Annotated in this window: 25 protein-coding genes; 12 read left to right on the top strand and 13 right to left on the bottom strand. The window is 65.5% G+C overall.

Annotated elements, in window-relative coordinates:
* Positions 1–120 precede the first annotated feature (120 nt).
* The gene (locus tag M2333_RS10585; RefSeq protein ID WP_264572045.1) at positions 121–528 is read left to right on the top strand and encodes a DUF1489 family protein; all 408 of its coding nucleotides are present in this window, start codon (positions 121–123) and stop codon (positions 526–528) included.
* Positions 529–546: 18 nt separating this feature from the next.
* Here the strand turns inward: M2333_RS10585 and queA are convergent, their stop codons facing one another.
* From queA to M2333_RS10560, 5 genes are all read right to left on the bottom strand, one after another.
* The gene (gene queA, locus M2333_RS10580) at positions 547–1,578 is read right to left on the bottom strand and encodes a tRNA preQ1(34) S-adenosylmethionine ribosyltransferase-isomerase QueA (RefSeq protein WP_264611723.1); all 1,032 of its coding nucleotides are present in this window, start codon (positions 1,576–1,578) and stop codon (positions 547–549) included.
* Between the two features lie 92 nt (positions 1,579–1,670).
* Positions 1,671–2,387 carry a peptidylprolyl isomerase gene (locus tag M2333_RS10575; RefSeq protein ID WP_264611722.1) on the bottom strand — a complete coding sequence of 239 codons (717 nt, stop codon included), beginning with the start codon at positions 2,385–2,387 and terminating at the stop codon, positions 1,671–1,673.
* A 77-nt stretch (positions 2,388–2,464) separates the two neighbouring features.
* Entirely contained in the window at positions 2,465–2,983 is a 519-nt protein-coding gene (gene coaD, locus M2333_RS10570; RefSeq protein ID WP_264611721.1) for a pantetheine-phosphate adenylyltransferase, read from the bottom strand.
* 10 nt (positions 2,984–2,993) lie between these two features.
* Positions 2,994–3,896, bottom strand: a complete 903-nt coding sequence (locus tag M2333_RS10565; protein ID WP_264611720.1) for a polyprenyl synthetase family protein — start codon at positions 3,894–3,896, stop codon at positions 2,994–2,996.
* A gap of 7 nt (positions 3,897–3,903) precedes the next feature.
* The gene (locus M2333_RS10560; RefSeq protein ID WP_264611719.1) at positions 3,904–4,149 is read right to left on the bottom strand and encodes an exodeoxyribonuclease VII small subunit; all 246 of its coding nucleotides are present in this window, start codon (positions 4,147–4,149) and stop codon (positions 3,904–3,906) included.
* A 124-nt stretch (positions 4,150–4,273) separates the two neighbouring features.
* Between M2333_RS10560 and M2333_RS10555 the strand changes: the two genes are divergently transcribed.
* Together M2333_RS10555 and purL are read left to right on the top strand one after the other, a co-directional pair.
* On the top strand, positions 4,274–4,651 hold the full coding sequence (locus M2333_RS10555; RefSeq protein ID WP_181558733.1) for a hypothetical protein: 378 nt from the start codon (positions 4,274–4,276) through the stop codon (positions 4,649–4,651).
* 142 nt (positions 4,652–4,793) lie between these two features.
* Positions 4,794–7,031, top strand: a complete 2,238-nt coding sequence (gene purL / locus M2333_RS10550; protein ID WP_264611718.1) for a phosphoribosylformylglycinamidine synthase subunit PurL — start codon at positions 4,794–4,796, stop codon at positions 7,029–7,031.
* Positions 7,032–7,073: 42 nt separating this feature from the next.
* Here the strand turns inward: purL and M2333_RS10545 are convergent, their stop codons facing one another.
* The 3 genes from M2333_RS10545 to M2333_RS10535 all read right to left on the bottom strand — a co-directional run bounded on the left by M2333_RS10545 (position 7,074) and on the right by M2333_RS10535 (position 9,632).
* Positions 7,074–8,168 carry a CAP domain-containing protein gene (locus M2333_RS10545; protein WP_264611717.1) on the bottom strand — a complete coding sequence of 365 codons (1,095 nt, stop codon included), beginning with the start codon at positions 8,166–8,168 and terminating at the stop codon, positions 7,074–7,076.
* 131 nt (positions 8,169–8,299) lie between these two features.
* Positions 8,300–8,833: a GNAT family N-acetyltransferase gene (locus M2333_RS10540; protein WP_264611716.1), complete on the bottom strand. Its 534-nt coding sequence runs from the start codon at positions 8,831–8,833 to the stop codon at positions 8,300–8,302.
* On the bottom strand, positions 8,826–9,632 hold the full coding sequence (locus M2333_RS10535; RefSeq protein WP_264611715.1) for a methyltransferase domain-containing protein: 807 nt from the start codon (positions 9,630–9,632) through the stop codon (positions 8,826–8,828). Before M2333_RS10535 ends, M2333_RS10540 begins: the two co-directional genes overlap by 8 nt.
* 84 nt (positions 9,633–9,716) lie before the next feature.
* On the opposite strand from M2333_RS10535, the gene M2333_RS10530 reads away from it, so the two are divergent.
* From M2333_RS10530 to M2333_RS10505, 6 genes are all read left to right on the top strand, one after another.
* Positions 9,717–10,934: a DUF418 domain-containing protein gene (locus M2333_RS10530; RefSeq protein WP_264611714.1), complete on the top strand. Its 1,218-nt coding sequence runs from the start codon at positions 9,717–9,719 to the stop codon at positions 10,932–10,934.
* Between the two features lie 97 nt (positions 10,935–11,031).
* Complete coding sequence (locus M2333_RS10525; protein ID WP_181558738.1) at positions 11,032–11,910, top strand: LysR substrate-binding domain-containing protein; 879 nt, start codon at positions 11,032–11,034, stop codon at positions 11,908–11,910.
* A 98-nt stretch (positions 11,911–12,008) separates the two neighbouring features.
* Positions 12,009–12,374 carry a response regulator gene (locus tag M2333_RS10520; RefSeq protein ID WP_181558739.1) on the top strand — a complete coding sequence of 122 codons (366 nt, stop codon included), beginning with the start codon at positions 12,009–12,011 and terminating at the stop codon, positions 12,372–12,374.
* 127 nt (positions 12,375–12,501) lie between these two features.
* Positions 12,502–13,143, top strand: coding sequence for a class I SAM-dependent methyltransferase (locus tag M2333_RS10515; RefSeq protein ID WP_181558740.1), 642 nt, complete (start codon positions 12,502–12,504; stop codon positions 13,141–13,143).
* Positions 13,144–13,233: 90 nt separating this feature from the next.
* A complete protein-coding gene (locus M2333_RS10510; protein WP_264574475.1) occupies positions 13,234–14,439 on the top strand; it encodes an FAD-dependent monooxygenase in 1,206 nt (401 codons plus the stop codon).
* Positions 14,440–14,541: 102 nt separating this feature from the next.
* A complete protein-coding gene (locus tag M2333_RS10505) occupies positions 14,542–15,699 on the top strand; it encodes a sensor domain-containing diguanylate cyclase (RefSeq protein ID WP_264605748.1) in 1,158 nt (385 codons plus the stop codon).
* 6 nt (positions 15,700–15,705) lie between these two features.
* On the opposite strand, the gene M2333_RS10500 is transcribed toward M2333_RS10505, so the two are convergent.
* Entirely contained in the window at positions 15,706–16,377 is a 672-nt protein-coding gene (locus M2333_RS10500; RefSeq protein WP_181558743.1) for a glutathione S-transferase family protein, read from the bottom strand.
* Positions 16,378–16,521: 144 nt separating this feature from the next.
* Between M2333_RS10500 and M2333_RS10495 the strand changes: the two genes are divergently transcribed.
* Positions 16,522–16,995, top strand: a complete 474-nt coding sequence (locus M2333_RS10495; RefSeq protein ID WP_264611713.1) for a hypothetical protein — start codon at positions 16,522–16,524, stop codon at positions 16,993–16,995.
* 88 nt (positions 16,996–17,083) lie between these two features.
* Here the strand turns inward: M2333_RS10495 and gltB are convergent, their stop codons facing one another.
* From gltB to M2333_RS10475, 4 genes are all read right to left on the bottom strand, one after another.
* Positions 17,084–21,601, bottom strand: a complete 4,518-nt coding sequence (gene gltB, locus M2333_RS10490) for a glutamate synthase large subunit (protein WP_264611712.1) — start codon at positions 21,599–21,601, stop codon at positions 17,084–17,086.
* A 41-nt stretch (positions 21,602–21,642) separates the two neighbouring features.
* Positions 21,643–23,088 carry an NAD(P)-dependent oxidoreductase gene (locus tag M2333_RS10485; protein ID WP_264611711.1) on the bottom strand — a complete coding sequence of 482 codons (1,446 nt, stop codon included), beginning with the start codon at positions 23,086–23,088 and terminating at the stop codon, positions 21,643–21,645.
* A gap of 161 nt (positions 23,089–23,249) precedes the next feature.
* Positions 23,250–24,053 carry an undecaprenyl-diphosphate phosphatase gene (locus M2333_RS10480; protein ID WP_264611710.1) on the bottom strand — a complete coding sequence of 268 codons (804 nt, stop codon included), beginning with the start codon at positions 24,051–24,053 and terminating at the stop codon, positions 23,250–23,252.
* Between the two features lie 87 nt (positions 24,054–24,140).
* Positions 24,141–25,100 carry a complex I NDUFA9 subunit family protein gene (locus M2333_RS10475; RefSeq protein WP_264611709.1) on the bottom strand — a complete coding sequence of 320 codons (960 nt, stop codon included), beginning with the start codon at positions 25,098–25,100 and terminating at the stop codon, positions 24,141–24,143.
* A gap of 457 nt (positions 25,101–25,557) precedes the next feature.
* Here M2333_RS10475 and M2333_RS10470 point away from each other — a divergent pair, with 457 nt between their 5' ends.
* Both M2333_RS10470 and M2333_RS10465 read left to right on the top strand, forming a co-directional pair.
* On the top strand, positions 25,558–25,749 hold the full coding sequence (locus M2333_RS10470) for a hypothetical protein (protein WP_264611708.1): 192 nt from the start codon (positions 25,558–25,560) through the stop codon (positions 25,747–25,749).
* A 137-nt stretch (positions 25,750–25,886) separates the two neighbouring features.
* On the top strand, positions 25,887–26,195 hold the full coding sequence (locus M2333_RS10465; RefSeq protein ID WP_264572066.1) for a UrcA family protein: 309 nt from the start codon (positions 25,887–25,889) through the stop codon (positions 26,193–26,195).
* Positions 26,196–26,228 lie beyond the last annotated feature (33 nt).

The raw sequence follows: 26,228 nt of genomic DNA, 5'->3' as shown, positions 1-26,228 counted from the left end.
ATAACCTAACTGCTTCGCTAACCGCTTGGGTGGCGGACGCGGAACCAGGCAACCAACCACCGCTCCCGCCCCACCGCTTCCCACCATTGCGAATCCGCCATCACGCCCTAGATCGGCATCATGCCGCTTCATATGACCAAGATCGCCTTCCAATCGGAGAGCGCCGCCACCTTGCGGGAGTGGCTGGAAAGCCATGCACAGGCCGGAGAGGGTGGCGAGGCGCGGTTGACGACACGCTATCTGCCCAAGCGGCATGAGGAGATGGCCGGCGGGTCGCTCTATTGGGTACTGGCGCATCAGATCGTCGGGCGCAGTCCGCTTCTCGGGTTCGAGGCGCGGCCGGACGGGCGGCAGTGGATCCGCCTCGCCCCGCGTCTAATCCCCGTCGTGCCAAGGCCCAAGCGCGCCCATCAGGGCTGGCGCTATCTGGCTCACGAGGATGCGCCGCCGGACATGGGAGATGGCGAGGGCGGCGACATGCTGCCCGATCAGCTGGCGGCCGATCTCGGCCGGCTCGGGCTGATCTAGGCGCCCCGCTGCCCGCCCTCAGGGGAGCAGCAGGCTCGCATCGCCGTAGCTGTAGAAGCGATAACCCTGCGCGATCGCGTGAGCATAGGCCGCCTGCATCCGCTCACGCCCCATCAGCGCGCTGACCAGCATGAACAATGTCGAGCGCGGCAGGTGAAAATTGGTCATCAGCCCGTCAATGGCGCGGAAGCGATAGCCGGGCGTGATGAAAATGCGCGTCTCGTCCGCAAACGGCCGAATGATGCCATCTTCCCCCGTGGCACTTTCGAGGAGGCGCAGGCTGGTCGTGCCCACCGCGATCAGTCGCCCCCCTTTGGCGCGGACCGCATTCAGCCGATCCGCCGTCGCCTGATCGATCCGCCCCCATTCGGCATGCATGCGGTGTTCGTCGGTATCGTCGGCCTTGACCGGCAGGAAGGTGCCGGCACCGACATGCAAGGTAAGCGTAGCCTGCCCGATACCGGCCTGGGCGAGCGCTGCGACGAGGCCGGGCGTGAAGTGCAGGGCTGCTGTGGGCGCCGCGACGGCACCCGGCTCCTGCGCAAACATCGTCTGATAGTCCTCGCGGTCCTGCTGGTCGGTGGGCCGCTTGCTGGCGATATAGGGAGGCAGGGGCATCTGGCCGGCGCGTTCGAGCAGCAGCTCCACCGGTTCGTCGCCGAGGAAGCTGAGCGTCATGCCGCCATCCGCGTCCCGCTCGCCGGCCTGTGCCTGCACGCCTTGCGCAAAGGCGATGTTGTCGCCGGGCCGAACCCGTTTGGCATTGCGCACAAAGACCTGCCAGTCACGCGGGCCGAGGCGCTTGTGAAGCGTGACGCCCACCTTCGCTTCGCCGCGTTGCCCCTCCAACTGGGCGGGGATGACGCGCGTATCGTTGAAGACAAGGCAGTCGCCAGCGCGCAGCACGGTCGGCAGATCGCGCACGCCCATATCGTGCAGGCCCCCGTCCTGGCCTTCGAGCACCAGCATCCGGGCCGCATCGCGGGGGGCGGCCGGACGCAGGGCAATCCGCTCGGGCGGCAGGTCGAAATCGAAAAGGTCAACGCGCATGGCTGGCGCCCTTAGCGCCTGTGCCAGGCGTTGAACAAGTGCCGGTCAGCGCGATGCGGCTGGCCGGTGATTCCCTACGCGTACCGGAAGGCTCAGCTGGCCGGGTTGGTGCTGGCCGGTGCGGCGGCCTGCTGATCGCTCTGGATATATGCGCGCACGATGGTCGTCGGCTGGGCCGGCGGCTCGCCCTTGGCGATCTGGTCGACACCGGCCATGCCATCGATCACCCGGCCCACAACCGTATATTTGTGGTCGAGCTGCATACGCGGCATCAGCATGATAAAGAACTGGCTGTTGGCGCTGTCATCGCTCTGCGCGCGCGCCATGGAGACGGTGCCCCGCATGTGCGGCAGCCAGCTAAACTCCTGCTTGAGGTCCGGCAGGGGCGATCCGCCGGTGCCATCGCCCTTGGGGTCGCCGCCCTGGGCCATGAAGCCATCGATCACGCGGTGGAACTTGAGGCCATTGTAGAAGCCTTCCCGCGTCAGCGTCTTGATGCGCTCGACATGGCCGGGGGCCACGTCCGGGCGGAGCAGGATGCGCACGGTGGCGCCGTCTGAGAGGGTCAGCACCCAGGTGTTCTCCGGCGTGACCGGCGTCATCGCGACGAGCGGCTTGTCCGTGGACTTCTCCGCGTCCTCGCGCAGGGCGTCGGCATCCTTCTGCGCGCGGGCCGCCATCTCGGCCTTCGCCAGGGCATCCTCCGCACCGCCGCCCGGCTGGGCCTGAGCGGCGTTGGCGCCGGCCAGCATGAGGCCGCAGGCGGCGGCAAGCGCAATGCCGGAGCCAAACAGTCGGGTAACACGCATGTCGTCCATCCTCATTTCACGGCCGAACCGGGCCCGGCCGCCACCTAGCGTCGCATGGCTGAACCAGTGATGACCCGTCAAGTCTCGTCTGCGCTGCCGACGTCGACGCTCATGCCGAGCCGGGCCATCACATCGGTGCGAACACCGGGCGAAACGAACTTGCCGATGTCGCCGCCCAGCCCTGCGATTTCCTTGACCAGGCGCGAGGCAATGGGCTGTAGCGCAACGTCGGCCATCAGGAACACCGTCTCGATGCTGGCGTCGAGATACTGGTTCATGCCGGCCATCTGATACTCATATTCGAAGTCCGCCACCGCGCGCAGGCCGCGCAGGATGAGCGAGGCGCCGACCGAGCGGGCATAATCGATCAGCAGCGAATCGAAGGGCCGCACGTCGATATCCGCATCGATTTCCGCACATTCCCGCCGGATCATCGCCAGCCGCTCGTCCAGCGTGAACAAAGGCGACTTGCTGGGATTGGTCGTCACGCCGATCACCAGCCTATCGACCAGCTTCGATCCGCGCCGGATGATGTCCATGTGGCCGAGCGTAATAGGGTCGAAGGTTCCCGGATAAAGGCCAATGCGGTGAACCATGTGCGCGTCCTTAATAGCTGCGGCTGATCGCGAAATCGGCAATGTCGCGCAGCAGATCGGCTTCCTCGCCAAAATCGCGCAGATGGTCCTTGGCCTGCGCCACCAGCAGGGATGCCTGTTGCCTCGCCTTTTCCACGCCCATCAATGAGGCGAAGGTGGCCTTGCCGGCGGCGGCGTCCTTGCCCACGGCCTTTCCGGTCACATCCGCATCCCCCTCAATGTCCAGCAGATCGTCGGCGATCTGGAAGGCGAGGCCGACATCATGCGCATAGCCGCGCAGGCTGGTGCGTCGCTCCTCGGGAATCCGCGCGAAAATGGCGCCGGCTTCCAGACAGAAGACAATGAGCGCGCCGGTCTTGAGCAATTGCAGTCGCGTGATCGCCGGCAGATCGAACGGCGTCGTTTCAGCGACAAGGTCCATCATCTGCCCGCCGGCCATGCCCGCCGGGCCGCTGGCCTGGGCGAGGGCCGCGATCAGTTCGCAGCGTACGGTCGCATCGGCATGGGTGCGCTCGTCCGCCAGCACGGCGAAGGCGAGATCGTGCAGGCAGTCGCCGGCAAGGATCGCCGTTGCCTCATCGAAGGCGCGATGGGCCGTCGGCTTGCCGCGCCGCATATCGTCATTGTCCATCGCGGGCAGATCGTCGTGGATCAGCGAATAGACGTGGATGCACTCGACGGCGAGGCCGGCGCGTACCGCGCTTTCCCAGCCGATGTTGAAGAGGTCGCAGCTTGCCTTCACCAGCAGCGGGCGCAGGCGCTTGCCGCCGCCAATGGCGCTATAGCGCATCGCTTCATAAAGCCGCGCGCGCTGGTCCTCCGGCACCGGCAGCAGCCGGTCGAACTGCACGTCGATGGCTTGCGCAATCTCCGTCAGGGCGGTTTCGAGCCGGGTTCCGGCGTCCTCGCGCATCAGCGGATCATTCACTGGGATAAGGGGCCGTCCGGGCGGCGGACCCATCGGCGCTTGCCTTAATCTGTTGGATCTTGGCCTCGGCGGCATCGAGCCGCTTCTGGCATTGCAGCCGCAGATCCTCGCCCTCGCGATAGAGGGTGATGGACTGGTCCAGCGGCACGTCGCCGCGCTCCAGTTGCTGGACAATCGCCTCCAGGCGCTTGAGCGCGTCCTCGAAGCTGAGGGTGCCGCTATCGGTCTCGTCTGCCATGCCCATGCATTGACCCGGCTCCCCCACAGGGTCAAGCGTGCTCTCAGCGCTCCCCCGAAAAATGGCGTATTGTCACGCAAATCAAGTTGACCTCGCGGGAGCGAATCGCAATAGCCGCGGGGCTATGAAAACCCTCACATACCCCTCAATCGCGCTCTGCGCGGCCGCGCTCGCCTTGTCTGCGTGCAAGTCCGAGCCTGAAACCTTCAACACTGGCACGAATGACCCGATGGCTGCGGAACTGGCTAATGCCGGTAACGTCGCCCTGCCTCCCATGCTCCGTGCCAGCACCACCTATCGCTGCAAGGACAACAGCCTGATCTTCGTCGACTTCATGACGGACGATGTGACGGCGAACCTGCGCACCGAACGCGGCGGTCCGATCACCGGTCTCAAGGCACCGGAAGCCGGCCAGCCCTTCGTTTCCGCCGATGGCGCGACGAAGCTGGAAGGCGCCGGCGAGACGGTCACGTATAACGGCCAGGCCTGCAAGGCGGGCTGATCGGCTGATCTTGGTTCAACCGCACGGTCCGCCCTGGCGGGCCGATGCTCAAAGAATGGCCGACCCGAGAGGGTCGGCCTTTTTCGTTACGAGGGCCGATCGGGCGGTTGTGCCCGCCCGCTGGCGGCGATAAAGGCCGCTCATGTCGACCAGCACCACCCCAAGCGCCTCAGGCATCACCCCCGAAATCGTCGCCGAACACGGTTTCACTCCCGAGGAATATGAGCGCGTTGTCAACGCCATCGGCCGCGAGCCGAATATCACGGAGCTTGGCATCTTCTCGGTGATGTGGAGCGAGCACTGCTCGTACAAGTCCAGCCGCATCCACCTGAAGAAGTTGCCGACCGAGGCGCCCTGGGTGATCTGCGGCCCTGGCGAGAATGCCGGTGTCATCGACATTGGCGATGGGCAGGCGGCCATCTTCAAGATGGAGAGCCATAACCACCCGAGCTACATCGAGCCCTATCAGGGCGCGGCGACCGGCGTAGGCGGCATCCTGCGCGATGTGTTCACCATGGGCGCGCGCCCGATCGCGAACATGAACGCGCTGCGCTTCGGGCGGCCCGATCATCCGCGCATGAAGCACCTCATCTCCGGCGTGGTGCGGGGCATTGGCGGTTACGGCAATTGCGTGGGCGTGCCGACGGTCGGTGGCGAGACCAATTTCCATGCCGCTTATGATGGCAACATCCTCGTCAACGCGATGACGGTGGGCGTCGCTGAGACGGACAAGATCTTCTATTCCGCAGCCTCCGGCGTCGGCAATCCGATCGTCTATGTCGGCTCCAAGACCGGGCGCGACGGCATCCATGGCGCCACCATGGCCTCGGCCGATTTCGGCGAGGATTCAGAAGAAAAGCGGCCCACCGTTCAGGTCGGCGATCCGTTCACCGAAAAGCTGCTGATCGAGGCGTGCCTTGAACTCATGGCGTCTGACGCCATCGTCGCGATTCAGGACATGGGCGCGGCAGGCCTGACCAGCTCGTCGGTGGAAATGGCGTCCAAGGGTGGCGTCGGCATCCGGCTGGACATGGACAAGGTGCCGCAGCGCGAAACCGGCATGACCGCCTATGAGATGATGCTCTCGGAGAGCCAGGAGCGGATGCTCATGGTGCTCAAACCCGGCAAGGAGGCCTTTGCCGAGGCGATCTTCCACAAATGGGAGCTGGATTTCGCGGTCATCGGCGAAGTGACCGATACCGGGCGGATGGTGTTGGTCCACCATGGTGAGACCGTATGTGACATCCCGCTCGGCCCGCTGGCCGACGACGCCCCGCTCTATGATCGCCCGCATGTGCCGACCCCGCCGCTCGCGCCGCTCGCCAGCACGCCGGACAGCAAGGACCCGGCCGCCGATCTGCTCACGCTGATGGGCTCGCCTGATCTCGCGTCGCGCCGCTGGATCTGGGAGCAATATGACCACATGGTCGGCGCCGACACCGCGCAGGCGCCGGGTGGTGACGCGGCCGTCGTGCGCGTGCACGGCACCAAGAAGGCGCTGGCGATGAGCACCGACTGCACGCCGCGCTATTGCTATGCCGATCCGGTGCAGGGCGGTCGCCAGGCGGTGGTCGAGACGTGGCGGAACATCACGGCGGTGGGCGGACAGCCGCTCGCCATCACCAACTGCCTCAACTTCGCCAATCCGCAGCGCCCGGAGATCATGGGCCAGATCGTCGGCTGTCTCGAGGGCATGAGCGAGGCCTGCCGGGCGCTCGATTATCCCATCGTGTCGGGCAACGTCTCGCTCTACAATGAGTCGAAGGCGACGGGCGGCGGCAGCGCGATCCTGCCCACCCCGGCCATTGGCGGCGTCGGCCTGCTGCCGGATGTCGAGCGGATGTGCACCATCGCGTTCAAGGACGTGGGCGACATCATCTTCCTCGTCGGGGAGCGCACGGGATCGCTCGGCCAGTCGCTCTGGCTGCGGCAGGTGCATGGGCTGGAAGGCCGCGATGCGGGGCCGCCGCCGCCGGTCGATCTCGCCACCGAGCGCCGGACCGGCGATTTCGTCCGCGAGGCCATTCGGTGCGGCGCCATCACGGCCTGTCATGACGTGTCGGATGGCGGCGTCGCGGTCGCGGTGACGGAGATGGCGCTTGCCAGCGGCATCGGCGCGATCCTCGATCAGCCGCTGGCCGGCACGACGGCGGAAACCTATTTCGCCGAGGATCAGGGCCTGTATGTCGTGACGGTGCGCGATGCGGCGCTGGTCGAGATGCTCAGCCATGCCGAGGCACGGGGCGTCACGGTCGCGCGGCTGGGTCGCACCATTGCCAATCGCATCATCTTCGAGCTGCCGGAGAGCGATCACTCGGTCGCACTGGCCGATCTGCGCACCGCGCATGAAGGCTTCTTCCCGGCGCTGATGGACGCCTGACCGGCGCCCGTCGGCGCCGGCTCAGGGCACCATGCGGCCGGGTCAGGGCACCATGCGGAATGTGTATTCGTAGCCGCTCTGCGGGGCGCCGGTGATGCCTACAATCTTGACGGTGTAGGTCGTGTTGGCCTGCAGGCCCGTCACGCGCCACTCGATGTTGTTCGGCACCCCATATCCGTCATTGTCATACTTCACGTTGGTGACAGGCAGGCTCGTGCCACCGCTGCTGACCGTGATGATGGCGCCGCTAAACCCGACGTTTCCGTTGGCGCCATAGGCCCCGGTCTTGTTGGCGAGCACGGTGAACGAGAGAATGTCGCTCGCGCCGAAGTAGCGCTGCGGATAGTTGCCCTGCGGATAGGCGATGAAATCGGGCAGGCTGCTCGGGGCTGGTGCCGCGACGCTGGTGCTGAAACCAAAGACCTTCATCGTCGCGCCATCTGCGCGTTCGCCCGAAGGCAGCTGATACACGGACCGCCCATAAGCAATCTGACCGAGGAAGGGGTTCAGGATCCAGCGACGGTGGCCGATCGAGAGGCTATTGCGCTCCGTCATCCATCCCGCCAGCAGATCGTCTTCGGTCCGCCATGGCAATGACCCCCATCCGCCGATGAGATTGCCCGAGGCAGCGGCGTCGCGACCTGCGGTCGTGTAGCATGTCCATGTGGGTGGAGGATTGTGGTCGAGCGTCCTGTTCGCGGCCATCATGAGCGAGGAATCGTCGACGCCCTGATTGGCAGACGCCGCGTAAACGACGGCGGGAAGCCCATGCAGCGCGCGCACCGCGTTCACCTTGGCCAGCATGTCCATCCGCACGCTGGTCTTGAGCACGCCGGTGTTGCACGAGGCGACATTCGGTTGCGTATCGTAGAGCGCGGCCGCCGCCGCCGTCCAACTTGTCGGCGTTGGGGTCGGCGTCGGCGTAGGACTTGGCGTGGGTGTGGGCGCCGGGGTTGGCGCCGGCGTGGGGGTTGGTGTCGGCGCGACCGTGATCGGCGTCGATCCGCCACCGCCACCGCCGCTGTCACTGCCACCGCAGCCGGCCAGCGAGAGCGCCAGCAGGCTTGAGGCGAGCCCCATCCATATCCGCTGTCCGCGCGGCACGTCCGACCTGTTGAGGATTTCTGCAGCCCGCATCTTGTCCGTCCGTTCCAAGCTTTGCCACGGCTTTTGGCACCGTGTCGTTCTGGCGCAGGCTAGGCGCCGAACTATGGCAAAACTCTAAACGGGGCTGCGGTTCGTCGGGCGGCAGAAACGCTGCATCGCTTTCAGTCGCGGCGCAGAATATATTCCTCGTCGCGGTGGTCACCAACGTGGAACAGATAATCGCCGACCTTGTAGAAGCCGGCGGCCGCGTAGACTGCCTGCGCCCGGTCATTGCCGGACCAGACGCCCAGCCAGCTTGGCCCCGGATAGCGCTCTGCAAGCCAATCCAGCGCGCTTTTCAGCAAGGCGCCTCCCAACCCGTACCCTTGATGGCCGCGACGGACGTAGAGTTGATAGAGTTCGCCGGAGTGCGCGTTGACCTCGGGGTGCGGCAGCTTGCTCGGCCCGGCATGGGCGTAGGCGACCAGCTCTCCGCCGGGAGTGGCGCACACCCAGCTGCCGTGGGTCGGGTCCGCCAGTTCGCGGGCGACGGCCTGCGTGCCATAGGCTTCAATTTCGAACCGGGCGAGGTCATGGGGCGGATAGGGGACCGCGAAGTCCTCCAGAAAGGTCTCGCGAAAGCAGGTAAGCTTCAGCCTCGCCAGGGCTTCGGCATCCTCGGCTACTGCCCTGCGCAGGGTGGGTCGATCAGTCATGCCACAGCCTGCCATAGATTATGTGGTAGTTTGAAGCTCCGCCATCCGCATCGAACCGCGCCATCACGCGGCGGAGCGAAGTGGGCGCGAGGCGGCGATAGCCGGGCTGCGGCACCCGCGCGCCGATGGCGTGGAAATGCCGGGCCAGCGCCAGCCCGCCAGGCGCGTGCAGCGGAACCAGCTCCTCGGCAAGATCGCACTGGCCCAAAGCCTGCGCCATCGCGGCCACCTCATCGCGGCTCGGATAGTCGCGCAGACCGCAGACCAGCCCTTCGCGCGCATGGGCTGCGCGCCAGTCACTGAAGCTCTCGGCGCCCATCGTGGCGAAGCAGAGGCTGCCGCCCGGCACCAAAAGGCCGTGCAGGCGGGCGAGGGCTGCCGGCAAATCCTCGAACCACTGGAAGGCGAGGCTGGAGAGAATGAGGTCGAAGCGTTCGGCGCCCAGATCCGGGCGTTCTCCATCCATCACCAGCAGCCGCGCCGGGCTGCCGGCCTCACGCATCACCGCGATCATGCCGGGCGCGATGTCGGTGGCGGTGACGGCCGCATTCGGCCAGCGCTGCGCAATCAGCCGCGTCAGCAGGCCGGTGCCGCAGCCGATCTCCAGCACCCTCGCCGGATCGCGGGCAGCGGTGTCGGTGCCGCCCGTCGCAAAGTCGAGCAGGCGCATGGCGACATGGCGGTGCACGCCGGCATCGCCCTCGTAGCGGGGCGCCGCCGCGCCGAATGCGGCGCCGATGCGTGTCTTGCAGTCGCTGACCATCGCCGCGCGAATGCACCAGCTTGGGGTGGACGTCACGCCAAAAGGCGATAGAGCAACGACCAATCGAACAAGGCGCCGGCCCGCTCATGCGCCCGGCCCGCAACCGGGACAGCACAGCGCATGGCCGATGAGGGCTTTCGGATCGAGGGACTGGATTTTCTGAGGGGGTGCGCCGTGATGGGCATCCTGCTCGGCAATATCGTAACCTTCGGGCTGCCCTCTGCGGCGGGGTTCAACCCGTTCACGGTGGGGACGCAAGGGCCAGCGGATCTGGCGACCTGGTTCGCGACCTTCCTGCTGGTCGATGGCAAGATGCGTGCGATTTTCGCGATGCTGCTGGGTGCGTCCATCCTGCTGGTGATCGAATCGGCAGAGATGAGCGGGCGGGACGGGCTGCAGGCGCATCGCCGGCGGATGCTGTGCCTGTTGCCCATTGGCCTCGCGCATTATCTGCTGCTCTGGTCGGGCGATATCCTCGTCCAGCTGGCCCTGTGCGGCCTGATCGCCACCCTGTTCATCCGGTTCGAGACGCTCGGCCTGATCAAGCTCGCGCTGGGACTGCTGTTGCTTCAGTGGGTGATCAATCTGGTGGCGGTGTGGCCCGCCTTCTCGCTCCGCGCGGCAGCGCTGGCACCGGGAGCCGCACCGACCATCGTCGAGCATTGGCAGGCCTATGCGGACTCGGCCGGCATGGGGGCGAGCCGGGCGGTTGCCAATGAGATCGCGCTCTATACTGGTGGCTATGCTGGCATTTTTGCCGAGCGGATCGGCGCCGCGCCGCGGGCGGCGCTGAATCAGATTCTCTATTCCTGGCCCGAATGTCTGGCCTTCATCGCGCTCGGCATGGCGATGCTCAAGGGCGGTTTCATGGCGGGCCAGTGGCCGGTCCCCCAATATCGCGCGACATGGCACCGGGCGATGCTGGTCGGGCTGGTGCCGATGGCGGGCCTTGGCATCTGGGTGCTGCTGTCGGGCGATCCGCTCGCGGCGCAGGCGGCCCTGTTCGGCTGGTCGGTGCCGCTGCGTCTGCCCCTGGCCGTCGCTCTGGCCGCGCTGGCGATGGGACTGGCGGCGCAATATCCGCAGGCGCCGCTGGTTCGGGCCATTGCAACGATTGGCCGGCTGGCGCTCTCCAATTACCTGCTCACCAGCCTGCTGATGACCGGCCTGTTCTACGGCTATGGCGGAGGGCTGTTCGGGGCGCTGACACGGACGCAGCTTTTGCTGGTCGTGCTGGCGATGTGGACCGTCATGCTCGCCTGGTCGGTCCTTTGGCGGCGATCGATGGGGCAGGGGCCTGTCGAACGGCTCTGGCGGCTGGCGGCGCGTCGCGGATAGCGTTGAGATAACAAAGGCTCAAAACGCGCTGGCGTCGGCTGAACGCTTGCGGCATAGTTGTGCAATGCAGCATAAACTTGGGTCCCGTTAAACATCGATGCGCAGGCTTCCCCCTCTCACCGCCCTTGAGGCTTTTGTGCAGGTCGCGCGCACCGGCTCGGTAAAGGCCGCGGCCGAGGAACTGGCTCTGTCAGCCCCCGCGCTCAGCCGCCGCATCCAGGCGCTCGAGCGATTTCTCGGCTACAACCTCTTCGAGCGCAAACACCAGCAGCTGGAACTCAATCAGAACGGCCATGCCCTGATCAAGGAGATCGCGCCCGCCCTCGATGCGCTAGGTGCGGCTATCGAGAGTGCTACCGGCGGCGCGCGGACGATGCGGGTGCGGCTGGGCATGTTGCCCTTGTTCGCCAGCCAACGCCTGTTCCCGCGGCTGGGCGAGCTACACAAGCAGCATCCCGATCTCCATCTGGACGTGGATACCAGCCCCAATGCCATCGCGCGCCTGGGCGAAGGGCTGGACGCGGCCATCGTGCTGGCGCGGGATGTGGATCCCTCGCTATACGGTCGCGAATTGGATCGCGATCTTGTCTACCTCATCGGGTCGAAAACCTTGCTGGAAGGCCCCCGGCCGGTCACGCGCCCTGAGGACATCGCCCGCCAGACCCTGCTGGTTCACCGCGACATGTCGGCGACGTTCGACGTCTGGAAGGAGGCGGTCGGCCTGCCGAATCTAACGCCGGCGTCGATCGACTATTATGATTCGGGCGCGCTGATGCTGGAGGCGGCGGCGCAAGGACTCGGCATCGCCGCGATGCACGGGCGCCATTTCAAGGAAGCGCATGACCCCCGGATCGTGCGGCTGTTCGATTATCATGTCGAAAGCCCCTATCGCTATTTCTTCGTCTGCCGCCCGAAAGCCATGGAAAAGCGCGCGGTGCGCATGTTCCACGACTGGGTGATCAACGCAGAAATCTGACTGGGCCGGGCCGTCACCGGTCTGCGCTGTCGACGATTTGTAAACGCTGCCACCCTTATGGCGTGACTTCGCTCGAACGGGCAGAAGGTCGCACAAGCATGCCGAAGGTTCTGACAGTCGATGACAGCCGCAGCATGCGGGCGTTGCTGCGCATGACGCTGACCGGCGGCGGCTATGAGGTGGTCGAGGCCGAGGACGGCCAGGCCGCGCTCGACTGGCTGGAGGCCAATGAGGCCGATCTGGTCATCACGGACATCAACATGCCCCGGCTCGATGGCTTCGGCTTCATCGAGACGTTGCGGGCGCAGGGCAGGCGCCATGTCGACCGGCCGGTGCTGGTGCTGACCACTGAATATAGCGAGGAAAAGCGCGCCCGTGCGCGGCAAGTCGGCGCGACGGGCTGGCTGGTCAAACCGTTCGATCCGGAGCGTCTTCTCGCGGCCGTGCGGCATGTGACGCACTGACCAGCCGGTCCCTGTGCTTTTCAGGACGAGCGGCGCACAAAGCCGATCGATCACCCCCATCTTGCCTCTTCCCAGCGCCCCCATGGCGCACTAGTGAGACGGTTCCGTGACAAGCGAGCGAGGGGCGATGGCGAGCAAGAGTTCCGCACTGACCGATCGTCGGTCAAGCGCCGGGGATTATCTGAAATTCCTTCACGCCTGGCTGCGCAAACCGCGCCAGACGGCCTCCATCGTGCCGAGCAGCCCGCATCTTGGCCGGCTGATGGCCTCGCAGATCGACCCGCAAGGCGGCCTCGTCATGGAGTTCGGCGGCGGCACGGGCGCGCTCACCCGGCAGATTTTGGCGACCGGCCTGCCGCGCACGCATCTGGAAGTGGTCGAGATCAACCCCGGTTTTGCGCGCAACCTGCGGCGCGATTTTGCGGGCGTTTCGATCATCGAGGCGCCGGCTCAGGCCGTGCTCGGCCAATGCACGGGCGGCGAGGGTGCCTATCAGTGCGTGATTAGCGGCCTGCCGCTGCTGGCGATGAGCAAGACCCTGCAGAGCGCGATCGTCAGCGAGGCCTTCCGGCTGCTGCGGCCCGGCGGCGCGTTCATCCAGTTCACTTATTCGCCACGCCCGCCGCTGGCCGAGTCGGTCGCCGATGCGCTCGATCTGGGCGTGGAGCGGATCGGCACCATCGTGCGCAACGTGCCGCCGGCCACGGTGTTCCGTTACCGCCGCGCCGCGGACATTGCGGCCATGGACAGCGCGCAACTCGCCTTCTGATGTGAGCGGAGACCAGCCCGGTCTTGGTAGGCGCGGGCTTTTCTCCAATGGGCAGTCGCCTTCGCCCTCCGGGCTCGCTAGAATGGACCCATGCAACGCTATGATGTCATCATTCTGGGCGGCGGTCTTGTCGGGCTGACGCTGGCCGTCGCACTCGAACGACATGGCGTGCGCAGCGCCATTGTCGATCCGGCGGCGCCCGCGCGCGTACCGGCGCAAAGTTTCGACGGACGCACCTCCGCGATTTCCTCGGCAAGCTGGCGCCAGTTCGAGGCCATCGGCATCGCGCCGCGCCTCGCCGGCAAGACCTGCCCGATCGACCGGATCTGGGTGAGCGAGGGGTTGACCGGCGGCGCGCTCGATTTCGCGCCCGATCCCGATGATGGCGCCATGGGCTTCATGGTCGAGAATCGCGAGCTGCGGGCCGCGATCGAGGCCACGGCGGACGCGGCCAACATCGTGCGCTTCCAGCCCGACCGGGCCGTGGAGACAGTGCGGGATGCGCATGGCGTGCGCGTGCGGCTGGAAAGCGGCGCCGAGATCGGCGCGAGCCTGCTCGTCGGCGCGGAAGGCCGGGGCAGCCCGACGCGTGCGGCGGCTGGCATCACAGTGGCGAAATGGGATTATCCCCACACCGCGCTGGTCACGGCCATCGAGCATGACGATCCGCACGGCAACACCGCCTATGAAATCTTCTACCCGGGCGGGCCGTTCGCGCTGCTGCCGATGCTGCCGGGCAATCGCTCGGCCATCGTCTGGACGGTGCCGACAAAGCACGCGGCGGCCTATCTCAAGCTCGGCGAGCACGCCTGGCTGGCGGAGGCGGAAAAGCGGATGGGGAATTTCCTCGGCCGAATCCGCCTCGCGGCGCCCATGCAGAGTTACCCGCTCGGCTATCACCGCGCTGCCCGGATCATCGACGAGCGGCTGGCGCTGGTGGGTGACGCTGCCCACGGCATCCATCCGATCGCCGGCCAGGGGGTCAACCTTGGCTATCGCGATGTCGCGGCGCTCACCCAGGTGATCGTGGAAGGCATGCGCACCGGCATGGAGCCGGGCGATGCACAACTGCTCGCCCGCTACCAGCGCTGGCGGGCGCTGGACGCGCTGAGCGTGACGATCATGATGGATGGCCTCGTCCGCCTGTTCGATGTGCCCGGCCGACCGGTCTCGGCGATCCGTCGGCTGGGCTTGTCCGCCGTGCAGAAGCTCGGGCCGCTCAAGGATCGGTTCATGGCGGAAGCGCGGGGCGAAAGCGGCAGTCGGCCCAAATTGCTGCTGGGCGATCTGGTCTGACCGCCTGACAGCTTTTTGCATTTCAGTCGCAATTCAGCCCGTCACCTTCAAAGCTTTGTTTACCACAGCCGGCTAGAAGGGCGGCGTTGGAGGAGATCAGGCATGTCTGCCGCGCAAGTGCCGTCTGAGAGTTTTGGTGGGAAGCTGGCCCGGTTGGGCCGCATTCTGGGCATCACGGAAGGTGCGTCCGAAAGCGCGCACGTCGTCGAGGGGGCTCGGCGCGAGGAAGGCAATGCGCATCTTCGCCGCGAGAGCGAGCGGCGCAAGATGATCTATGAAGAAGTCGGCAGCTTTCTCTTCGCCCATGATCTCGATCTGACGCCGCTCAACTTCGGGCTGGCGCTGGATTACATCACCGGCAACGACATCGCCGTGGAAAAGGCGGTCCGCGCGATCCTGATGGAGCGCGGGAAGCTCACCAACGGCGCGGTCGAGCAGATCATCGTCGACCAGCGGGCCGAGGAACTGACCCCTGATACGCTGGCCGACATGCTCAAGAAGGTCGAGGCCAATCTTGATCAGATCACCGGCATTGTCGATCAGTCCAGCACGTCCGCCAAGGATTTCGGCGTCGCCTTGCAGAAGCAGGCGGCCTCGCTGGAGCAGTCGGATGCCGGGGAAGCGCTGGGCAATCTCATTCTGCTCACCCGCAGCATGATCGAGAAGACGCGCGAAGTCGAAAGCAAGATGCGTGAGGGGCAGACGCAGACGCGGCTGCTGCAGAAGAACCTGGAGAGCGCCCGCAAGGCGGCCGAGCAGGATCATCTGACCGGCCTCCCGAACCGCCGCGCCTTCGAAAACACGCTGCGCGAGGAAGCCGTCAAGGCGCGCGAAGATGGCGAATCCCTGTGTGTCGCCTTCTGCGATATCGATCATTTCAAGGTCATCAACGATACGCATGGCCATGATGCCGGCGACCGCGTGCTCAAGTTCGTTGCCGGCCTGCTCGCGAAGATTTCCGGCGACAAATGCCATGTCGCCCGCCACGGCGGCGAGGAATTCGTCATGCTCTTCCGGGGGTTGACCGTCGCGGAGGCCGCCAAGGTGGTGGACGATGCGCGCATCGACATGGCGCAGCGCAATCTGGTCGACCGCAAGACCGGCGAACGCATGGACCGCGTGACCTTCTCAGGGGGCGTGGCGGATGTCTTTGGCTACACCGAGCCGCGCGATGCGCTCAAGGCCGCGGATCGCGCCCTGTATCTGGCTAAGGAACATGGTCGCAACCGCGTCTATATCGCGGCTGAAACCGAGCATTGAGCGCGCTCAGAAGTCCGGCTGATCGTAATATTTAGGCGGCGTCACGATCTCCATCCGCTCCGCCAACAGCGGGCGGAAGGAGGGGCGTGACTTGATGCCGGCATACCAGCGCTTGGTCTGGCCATGGCCTTCCCAGTCGATGCCGCCGAGATAATCCGCGACGGAGATGTGCGCGGCGGCGGCGATGTCCGCCAGACTCATCGTTCCGCCGGCCAGCCAACTGCGATGGTCGAGCAGATAATCGAGATAATCCATATGCGTGTTGGCCCGCCGCATCGCCTCGCGCAGCGCCCCGGCATCGGGTGAGGTGCGGGAGACGACCCGCTTGATCATCCGCTCATTGAGCAGTGGCGCCACGACATCGCGATAGACGATCTGGTCCAGCCAGGCGACCAGCCGGCGGACTTCCGCGCGATCCAGCGCCGAGCCCGCGATCAGCGGGAACTTGTCCACCGTCTCTTCGAAATATTCGCAGATCGCCTGACTGTCCGCCAGCGTCGCATGGCCGTCATCAGCTACGATCACCGGCGTGGTGCCTGCAGGGTTCAGATCGAGGAATTCATCCCGACCTTCCCAGGGCGATTCGCGCACCGTCTCGTACACGATGCCCTTTTCCGCCATGAGAAAGCGGACCTTGCGCGAGAAGGGACAGAGCGGAAACTGATAGAGATGCCACATGCGCGGCTCTTAAATCGCCAGCGAGGCCGATCATAGCTGAAACTTGCGCCGCTGGAACCAATGGCGGCGAGGGGACTTGTTCCAAAGACAGCATCCCCCACGGCGGAGTGCCCGAGAAGGCGAGATCTGATAAGGGACAGGACCATGAACACCAGCGCACGCACATGGGGGTTTATCGGCGCCGTCTTGTTGGCCGGCGGAACCGGCGGCGTGGTGCTCGGCAATTTCGTCACGGCAAATGGGGCGGGTCGCCCTACCGGTGCAGACGAACTGGCGGCGTATTGGAGCGAGGCCGGCGCCGAGGAAACGTCATCCTTCGAGGATCGCGCCTATGCAAGCGCAGCGATGCGTGACGGGCCGTCCAGCTACCATTGTGAAGGATGCGATGCGGGGCTGAACCGCCACCGGGATTATCTGGAGCCGATGCCCGCGGACTATGCGCCGCTGCCGCCTTATGAGGCGGTCGACTTGCAGGAGCCGACGCGATCAGCCCCGGCGGACCGCGTTTCTGTCTCGCCGCCCTCAGCGCCCTTGCGCGTGCAGGAGCCGGCTCCGGCGAAGGTCGCCGCGCGTTTGGCCGCCGCGCCTGTCATCGCCGCGCCGCTTCTGCAGGAATGATTGGAACCACCGCTGAGGCGCGTCGCCGCGCTTCTCAGTCGCCCTGCGCCAAGAAAAACCCCCGGCGTCACCACCGGGGGTCTTGTCTTCATTCCGCCGCGACGACCTCTTGCTTGTCGGACAGCGGCTGCTTGAGGCGGCTGAGCATTTCCTTCGGGCAAACCTGCCAGAAGTGATCGCGATTGCGCTCCCAGCTGTGCAGGATGGACTTGGCCCAGTCGCTGTCCGTGCGCGCGACATGCTCCTCGACCAGATCCTTCAGCACGCCTTCCCAATGGGCGCTGTCCAGCCGCTGCCAGACGATGCTCTCGGCATTGGCATGGGCCGGGAAGGTGCGGCTCTCATCGTAGATGAAGGCCATGCCGCCGGTCATGCCCGCGCCGAAATTGGCGCCGACCTTGCCGAGGATCACGGCGGTGCCGCCGGTCATATATTCGCAGCCATTGGCGCCGCAGCCCTCGACAACGACCTGCGCGCCGGAGTTGCGGACCGCGAAGCGCTCGCCGGCCTGGCCGGCCGCGAACAGCTTGCCGGCGGTGGAACCGTAGAGCACCGTGTTGCCGATGATCGTGTTCTCTTGGCTCGCCAGCGGGCTGGAGACCATCGGCCGCACGGCGATGATGCCGCCCGAGAGACCCTTGCCGACATAGTCGTTGGCATCGCCGAACACTTCCAGCGTGATGCCCTTGCACAGGAAGGCGCCCAGCGACTGGCCGGCCGTGCCGCGCAGACGGACATGGACGTGCCCATCCTGCAGGGTGGACATGCCGAACTTCTTGGTGATCAGCGCCGAGAAGCGCGTGCCCACGGCGCGGTGCGTGTTGCGCACCGTGTAGGTGAGCTGCATCTTCTCGCCACGCTCGAACACCGCCTGCGCATCCGCGATCATCTGCGCATCCAGGCTGTCCGGCACTTCGTTGCGCCAAGTCGGCAGGTTGAAGCGGCGCTTGTCGTCGTCCGCATCCACCTTCGCGAGGATCGGGTTGAGGTCCAGATCGTCCAGATGCTCGGCGCCACGGCTGACCTGCTTGAGCAGTTCTGTACGGCCGATCACCTCATCCAGGCTGCGATAGCCCAGACGCGCCAGGATCTCGCGCACTTCCTCGGCGATGAAGGTCATCAGGTTGATGACCTTCTCCGGCGTGCCGGTGAACTTGGCGCGCAGGCGCTCGTCCTGCACGCACACGCCCACCGGGCAGGTGTTCGAGTGGCATTGGCGGACCATGATGCAGCCCATGGCGACGAGGCTCAGCGTCCCGATGCCGAATTCCTCGGCGCCCAGGATCGCGGCGATCACGATGTCGCGGCCGGTCTTGAGGCCGCCGTCCGTGCGCAGCTTCACCTTGTGGCGCAGGCCGTTCAGCGTGAGCACCTGATTGGTCTCAGCCAGGCCCATTTCCCACGGCAACCCGGCAAACTTGATGCTGGTCTGCGGCGAGGCACCGGTGCCGCCGACATTGCCGGACACGAGGATGACGTCGGCATGCGCCTTGGCGACACCCGCCGCGACCGTGCCGATGCCCGCCTGGCTCACCAGCTTCACGCAGACCCGCGCACGCGGGTTGATCTGCTTGAGGTCGTAGATGAGCTGCGCCAGATCCTCGATCGAGTAGATGTCGTGATGCGGCGGCGGCGAGATCAGCGTCACGCCGGGCGTCGAGTGGCGCAGCTTGGCGATGAACTCGGTGACCTTGAAGCCGGGCAACTGGCCGCCTTCGCCGGGCTTGGCGCCCTGCGCGACCTTGATCTCGATCTCTTCGCAGGCGCCCAGATATTCGGCGTGAACGCCAAAGCGACCGGAGGCGATCTGCTTGATGCTCGAATTGGCGTTGTCGCCATTCTCATAGGGCTGGAAGCGCGAGCGATCCTCGCCGCCCTCGCCGGAGACGGCCTTGGCGCCGATCCGGTTCATGGCGATGGCCAGCGTCTCATGCGCCTCGGGTGAGAGCGCGCCCAGCGACATGCCGGGGGTGACGAAGCGCTTGCGGATCTCGGTGATCGCCTCGACCTCGTCGATCGGCACGGCCTGATCGGGATAGTTGAACTCCAGCAGATCGCGCAGATAGACCGGCGGCAGCTCCGAGACGCCCCGCGAGAATTGCAGGTAGGTCGAGTAGCTGTCCGTGTTCACCGAGGTTTGCAGCAGGTGCATGAGCTGCGCCGAATAGGCATGGGCATCGCCGCCCGCCCGGTGACGGTAGAAACCGCCGATCGGCAGCGTGGCGACGGCCTTGCTGAACGCCGCCTCATGGCGGACGAGCGCGTTATACTGCAGCGAGGCATAGCCCTCGCCGGAGATCTTCGAGGGCATGTTCGGGAACAGATCGTTCACGATGGCGCGCGAAAGACCCACTGCCTCGAAGTTGTAACCGCCGCGATAGCTGGAGATCACCGCGATGCCCATCTTGCTCATGATCTTGAGCAGGCCCTCGTTGATCGCTGTGCGGAAGTTCTCGAGGCACGCCTCCAGGCTGCGGTCGCCCAGCAGGCCGCGCGCATGGCGGTCGGCGATGCAGGCTTCGGCAAGATAGGCGTTCACCGCCGTGGCGCCCACGCCGATCAGGACCGCGAAATAATGCGTGTCCAGACATTCGGCGGTGCGCACGTTGATCGACGCGTAGGAGCGCAGGCCCTTGCGGACGAGGTGGGTGTGAACCGCCGCCGCCGCGAGGATCATGGCGATGCCGACGCGGTCCGGCCCGATGGCTTCATCGGAGAGGAATAGCTCGGTCTGGCCGGCGCGTACGGCGATTTCCGCCTCGTCGCGAATGCGGTTGATGGCCGCGCGCAGGGCATCCGGCGGGCCATCGGCCGGGAAGGTGCAGTCGATTTCCGCCACCGTCTTGCCGAAATAGCGCTTCAGCCGCGACCAGTCGTCGCACAGCAGCACTGGCGATTCGAGGATCATTACCTCGCTGTTCTGGCGGTCTTCCTCCAGAATATTGGCGAGGTTCGAATAGCGCGTCTTCAGGCTCATCACATGCCGCTCACGCAGCGAATCGATGGGCGGGTTGGTCACCTGGCTGAAGTTCTGGCGGAAGAAGTGGCTGATCGTGCGCGGCTTCTCGGTGATCACCGCGAGTGGCGCATCATCGCCCATCGAGCCGACCGCTTCCTTGCCATCCTCGGCCATGGGGCTGAGGATCAGCTCCATGTCCTCCATGGTGAGGTTGGCGGCGACCTGACGGCGCGCCAGCTCGGCGCGGTCCCACTGCGGGCGCGCGTCATTGGCAGCGGCGGGGAGGTCGTCCGCCGTGCGGAAGCCCTTCACATAATCTGCATAGGGGCGCTCGCCGGCAATCCGGTCCTTGATGGCGCGGTCGTCATAGACCTGGCCGGCATCAAGATCGACGGCAATCATCTGGCCGGGGCCGAGGCGGCCCTTCTTGACGACGGTGGTTTCCGGCACCACGACCATGCCCGTCTCCGAGCCGACGATCAGCAGATTGTCGGAGGTGAGCGTGTAGCGCAGCGGACGCAGGGCGTTGCGGTCCATGCCGGCCACGGCCCAGCGGCCGTCGGTCATGGCGAGCGCGGCCGGGCCATCCCACGGCTCCATCACGGAGGCGAGATAGTTGTACATGTTCTGGTGGGCCTGCGGCACATCGTCATTGTGCTGCCATGCCTCGGGCACGAGCATGATCTTCGCGGTCGGCGCATCACGGCCGGCGCGGCACAGCGTCTCGAACACGGCGTCGAGCGCGGCGGTGTCGGACGCACCCGCCGGGATCACCGGCTTGATGTCGCCGGACTGCTCGCCAAAGGCGAGCGCCGCCATCTTGATCTCGTGGCTCTTCATCCAGTTCTTGTTGCCGCGGATCGTGTTGATCTCGCCATTATGGGCCAGCGAGCGGAAGGGCTGGGCCAGCCACCACTGCGGGAAGGTGTTGGTGGAGTAACGCTGGTGGAAGATCGCCACGCGGCTCTCGAACCGCTCGTCGGTGAGGTCCGGATAGAAGACCGAGAGCGATTCCGCGAGGAACAGGCCCTTGTAGATGATCGACTGGCAGGAGAGCGAGCAGACGTAGAAGTCGTTGATCTGCGCCTCGATCACCTTCTTCTCGATGCGGCGACGCACGAGATAGAGATCGCGCTCGAACTCGGCGACGTCCTGCTCCTCGGGCATCGGGCCGGAGATGAGGATCTGCTCGATCTCGGGGCGGGTGCGCTGCGCCTTCTCGCCGATGACGGAGACATCGACGGGCACCTGCCGCCAGCCATAGATGCGGTAGCCCGCCTGGATGATCTCGGCCTCGACCAGCGTGCGGCAGGTCTCCTGCGCCCCCAGGTCCGTGCGCGGCAGGAAGATCATGCCGACGGCAAGGCGGTTGGGCAGCGGCTTGTGGCCGGAGGCGGAAATGGCATCGTCGAAAAAGCGCACCGGCAGATCGACATGGATGCCGGCACCGTCGCCGGTCTTGCCATCGGCATCGACAGCACCGCGGTGCCACACGGCCTTGAGCGCATCGATGGCGCTTTCGACCACACGGCGCGAGGCCTTGCCATCCGTCGCCGCGACGAGGCCGACACCACAGGCGTCCCCCTCGAATTCAGGGCGATACATGCCCTCACGGGCGATCCGGTCGCGTTCGGTTTCAGGAACCATGGTGGTTGTTCTTTCAACTGCGGAGTTGCGATTGATCTCGGTCATGCGGCGACCGCCTGCTTCTTGGGCGTCCGCGCACGCAGATAGCTGTGCATATGGTCAGCCACGTCGCGCCCATCGCGGATGGCCCAGACGACGAGGCTGGCGCCGCGCACGATGTCGCCGGCGGCGAACACGCCATCGACGCTGGTCATCATGTTGCGATGGTCGACGCGCAGCGTGCCCCAGCGGGTGACGGCGAGGCCCGGCTCGCCGAACAGCACCGGCAGATCCTCGGGGTCATAGCCCAGCGCCTTGATGACGAGATCGGCGGGAATGCTGGTCTCGCTGCCCGGCTCCGGCTCCGGCGCGCGGCGGCCGGAAGCGTCCGGCTGGCCGAGGCGCATGCGCGTCATCTTCACGCCGGTGACCTTCTCCGTGCCTTCGAAGGCGACGGGGGCGGAGAGCCAGACGAACTCGACGCCTTCCTCCTCGGCATTCTGCACCTCGCGCTGCGAGCCGGGCATGTTCTCCCGGTCGCGGCGGTAGAGGCAGCGCACTGACTTGGCGCCCTGGCGGATCGAGGTGCGCACGCAGTCCATGGCGGTATCGCCGCCGCCGATCACCACGACATCCTTGCCAGTAGCGAGCAGCGAGCCATCCTCATGGGCGGGGACATGATCCCCAAAGCCGGCCTTGTTAGAGGCGGTGAGGAAATCGAGCGCCTTGACCACGCCGGTGGTCCCGACGCCGGGCGCCTTGATGTCGCGCGCCTTGTAGACGCCGGTTGCGATCAGGAGCGCGTCATGCCGCTCGCGCAGCTCGGCCAGCGAGGCGTCCTTGCCGACCTCGAAGCCCATGTGGAAGTGGATGCCGGCATCCTCCAGCCGCTTGACGCGGCGCATGACGACCTCTTTCTCCAGCTTGAAGCCGGGGATGCCATAGGTCAGCAGGCCGCCGGCGCGATCGTGACGATCGTAGACATGCACCTCATGCCCCGCCGCGCGCAGATATTCCGCCGTGGTGAGGCCACCGGGGCCAGCGCCGATGATCCCGACCGAGAAGCCGGTCGCCTTGCCGACCTGCACCGGCTCGACCCAGCCTTCTTCCCAGGCGGTATCGGTGATGAACTTCTCGACCGAGCCGATGGTGACGGCGCCATGGCCGGAAAACTCGATGACGCAGTTGCCCTCGCACAGCCGGTCCTGCGGGCAGATGCGGCCGCAGATCTCGGGCATGGTGGAGGTCATGTTGGAGAGCTCATAGGCCTCGCGCAGCCGACCTTCCGCGGTCAGGCGCAGCCAGTCCGGGATGTGGTTGTGCAGCGGGCAGTGGACCGAGCAATAGGGCACGCCGCACTGCGAGCAGCGCGCGGCCTGATCCTCGGCCTTGGGCGTTTCGAACCCGTCCGAAATCTCATGGAAGTCATGCGCGCGTTCGTTCGCGGACCGCTTCTCCGGATAGGATTGCGGGCGAATGACGAATTTGAGCATCGGATTCTCGGCCATGGGCGGGGTCCTTCCTTTCGGCGCCGCACATAGGGACGACAATCGCGGAAGTCACGCGTTTCTCAACATTAAGGTCAGTGTTGCTGACCTATAATGTGGCGCACGGCCATTTTTTAGGGTTTGGACAGGTTATCTAAACCCCTTATAGGTCCGATCCGGTCCTACCGCATCAAAAGGGCGATCAGCGCAATCGACCCGGCTATGATTCGGTACCAGGCAAAAGGCTTGAAACCGTAGCGGGTCACGACGGCGACAAAGCCCTTCACGACGAACAGCGCAGTGAGGAATGCCATGCCGAAACCGATGGCGATCATCCCCAGATCGTCGGCGTTGAGCAGCGCGCGATCTTTCCACAGCGCATAGACGGTCGCTGCAAGCATCGTGGGGACGGCGAGGAAGAAGCTGTATTCCGCTGCCGTCTTGCGGTCGACGCCCATGGTCAGCGCCCCCAAAATGGTCGCGCCGGACCGGCTTACGCCCGGTATCATCGCGATGCACTGCACCAGTCCGATGCCGAGCGCGGTGGTAAACGGCATGGTCTCCACCGACTTGACCCGCACGGTCTTCACCATCCGCTCCAGCACCAGCATCAGAATGCCGCCGATGATGAGGGCGACCGCCACGATCATCGGGGTCTGGATAGCGGCGCGCACCGCGTCATAGGCGAGGACGCCGATGACCAGCGCCGGCGCAAAGCCGAGGAACACGTTGCGCGTGAAGGCGATATCGTCCGGCCGGCCCTTCAGCAGGCCCGTGCCCACGCCCCAGAAGCGCTGCCAGTAGACAGCCATCACAGCGAGAATGGCACCGAACTGGATGGCGATCTTGAACGTCACCGACGATTCGCCGGTAAAGCCCAGCAACTCGCTCGCCAGAATGAGGTGGCCTGTCGAGGAGACGGGCAGAAACTCGGTCAGCCCTTCCAATATGCCCAGCAGAATGGCGGTGAAAACGTTGCTATCCATGCGGGCGCAATCCTTGAAACGAGGCGGGTGTCTGACGCGGGCGGGCAGGGGCGCGCCGCGAGCGCCATTGCCCCCGACGGATGGTCGTCAGGCCCGTGCCGTGACGCCGAACCGCCCTTGCTTGCGATATTGCTCCAGCCATGCCGGCGCAATCGCCGCCATCGGGGCTGGGGTGATGCCGAACCGCTCGAAGCCCGCCGCGCCCCGCGCAACGACATTGTCGCTCAGCAGCATCTCGAACTGGTCACGCGTGATCGGCGCGCCCGGTGCCCAGCCGGTCAGCATGGCCAGTGCCTTGGCCACACCGTCGGGGATGGGCAGGAAGCTGCACGGGCGACCGATCTCGGCCGCGATCCAGTTGTTGATCTGGCGCAGGGAGAGCGTGTCCGGGCCGCCCAGCTCATAGGTCTGACCAGCATGATCCTCGGGCTGAGTCGCGGCCTGCGCGATGGCGCGGGCGACATCGACCACGTGCACCGGCTGAAAGCGCGTCTCGCCACGGATCACCGGGACGATCTGGCCGGGCAGGGTCGATCCCGAGGCGATCAGGCGGGCAAAGCGGTTGGTGAACTGGTCGTCCTGCCCGAACAGGATCGAGGGCCGCACGATGGTCGCGCGCGGGAAGGCGCTGCGCACTGCCGCCTCACCCTCGGCCTTGGTCCGCCCATAGGCAGACGCACTGGCGGCGTCCGCGCCAATGGCGGAGACGTGAACCAGCGCCTCAAGGCGCGCCGCCGCCGCAGCCTCGGATATGGTCTGTGCGCCCACCACATGCGCGGCGTGCATATCGCCGGTCAGCAGGCCGACGAAGTTGACTGCGGCGGATGCGCCCGTGAGGGCCGCGGCGACCTGATCGGCGCGGGTGATGTCCACGGCCGCAAACTGGATCTGGCCCATGCCGCCCAGCGTGCGCAGCGCAAAGGCCTGGCGCGGATCGCGCTGGGCGATGCGCAGGCGATAGCCCTTCGCCAGCAGCTCCTGCGCCACGTGGCGGCCGACGAAACCACCACCCCCAAACAACACAATCGGCTTGTCAGTCGCTATCATGACTCTGTTCCGTCGTCCTTGCCCCGAGGGCCTGTCTGTCCGCGTTTGCGGTTCTCCTCTCCCTTGCATCAGGCCGTCATCCAAAACAACCGGGTGGATGCGCGACTCGACAAACGGCGGCGCAAATCGCGAGCGACGAGCGCATCATCCGGGCGAATGACGCCATATGGGGTCGAATATGGCGTGGCCCGCAAAAATAATTTCGCCGGCTTATTTCGCCCATGCAGCGTAAGAAAAAGTTGCACATAAATGCACAACGCACCGGTGATCTCGGCTGTCCGCTGTCTAGTCCGGGCCGGCATCGTCGAGACCGCCGGTGGGCACGGCTATGGTCAAGGCAACGCGACCGACTTTGCAGGGTGATCCAACTATCGGTCGATTACGGGCGTAAACTTTTGAACGTAAGCCACAATATTCCGAAATTTGACTTGATGGCGGATGATCGCACCGCGCGTGGTTGGAACGTGGCCGCGATTTTGCGCAATCCATCGAACAACGCCGCCGGCGTGACTTCCGCGAGCTGAGCGCCACGCGAAAACTTGTCTCCTGGCGTACTGCGACATTGCAAGGGGCGCATAGCTTTCCTGCCGTGCAACATCAAAAAATGGCTGAATTCTGCGGCGCAGCGACGATTTTGCCTTGTCCGTGAACGCCCGCAGACCTATCTGGACGGTAAGCGCACTCAAGAACGCTGGACAGGTTGAGGACCGCTCCTTGTGAGCGTCACGAGCCTGACTTCATCAAGAGTTACCGAAAAGAAAAATTGAGTTTGCAGGAGTAACAGACATGAAAATCGTTGCCGCCGCCCTCGTCGCGGCTGGTCTGCTCGTCGGTTCGAGCGCCGGATTCGCCAAGCCCCGTGAAAATGTCGAAGTGCGCGTCTCCACGGACGGCGTGAACTTCGCCGATGCCGAGAGCGTCGATCAGTTCCGCGGTCGCGTCGCTCGTGAAATCGCTGCTGCCTGCAACCCGGGCAACCGCGTGAACGCCGATCTGGCGCCGGACTTCAAGTGCCGCAAGTCGATGAAGCAGGTCAGCGAGACCCGCATCGCGCAGCTGTCCAACAGCAATGCGCGCATGGCGACCATGGACTGATCCATCACGATCTCTTCGTCGTTGAGCGGCGCG

This window comes from Sphingobium sp. B11D3B, assembly GCF_025961735.1.
GTDB lineage: Bacteria > Pseudomonadota > Alphaproteobacteria > Sphingomonadales > Sphingomonadaceae > Sphingobium.
The sequence above is the reverse complement of the archived record's forward strand: the minus strand, read 5'-3'. Positions and strand labels throughout refer to the sequence as shown.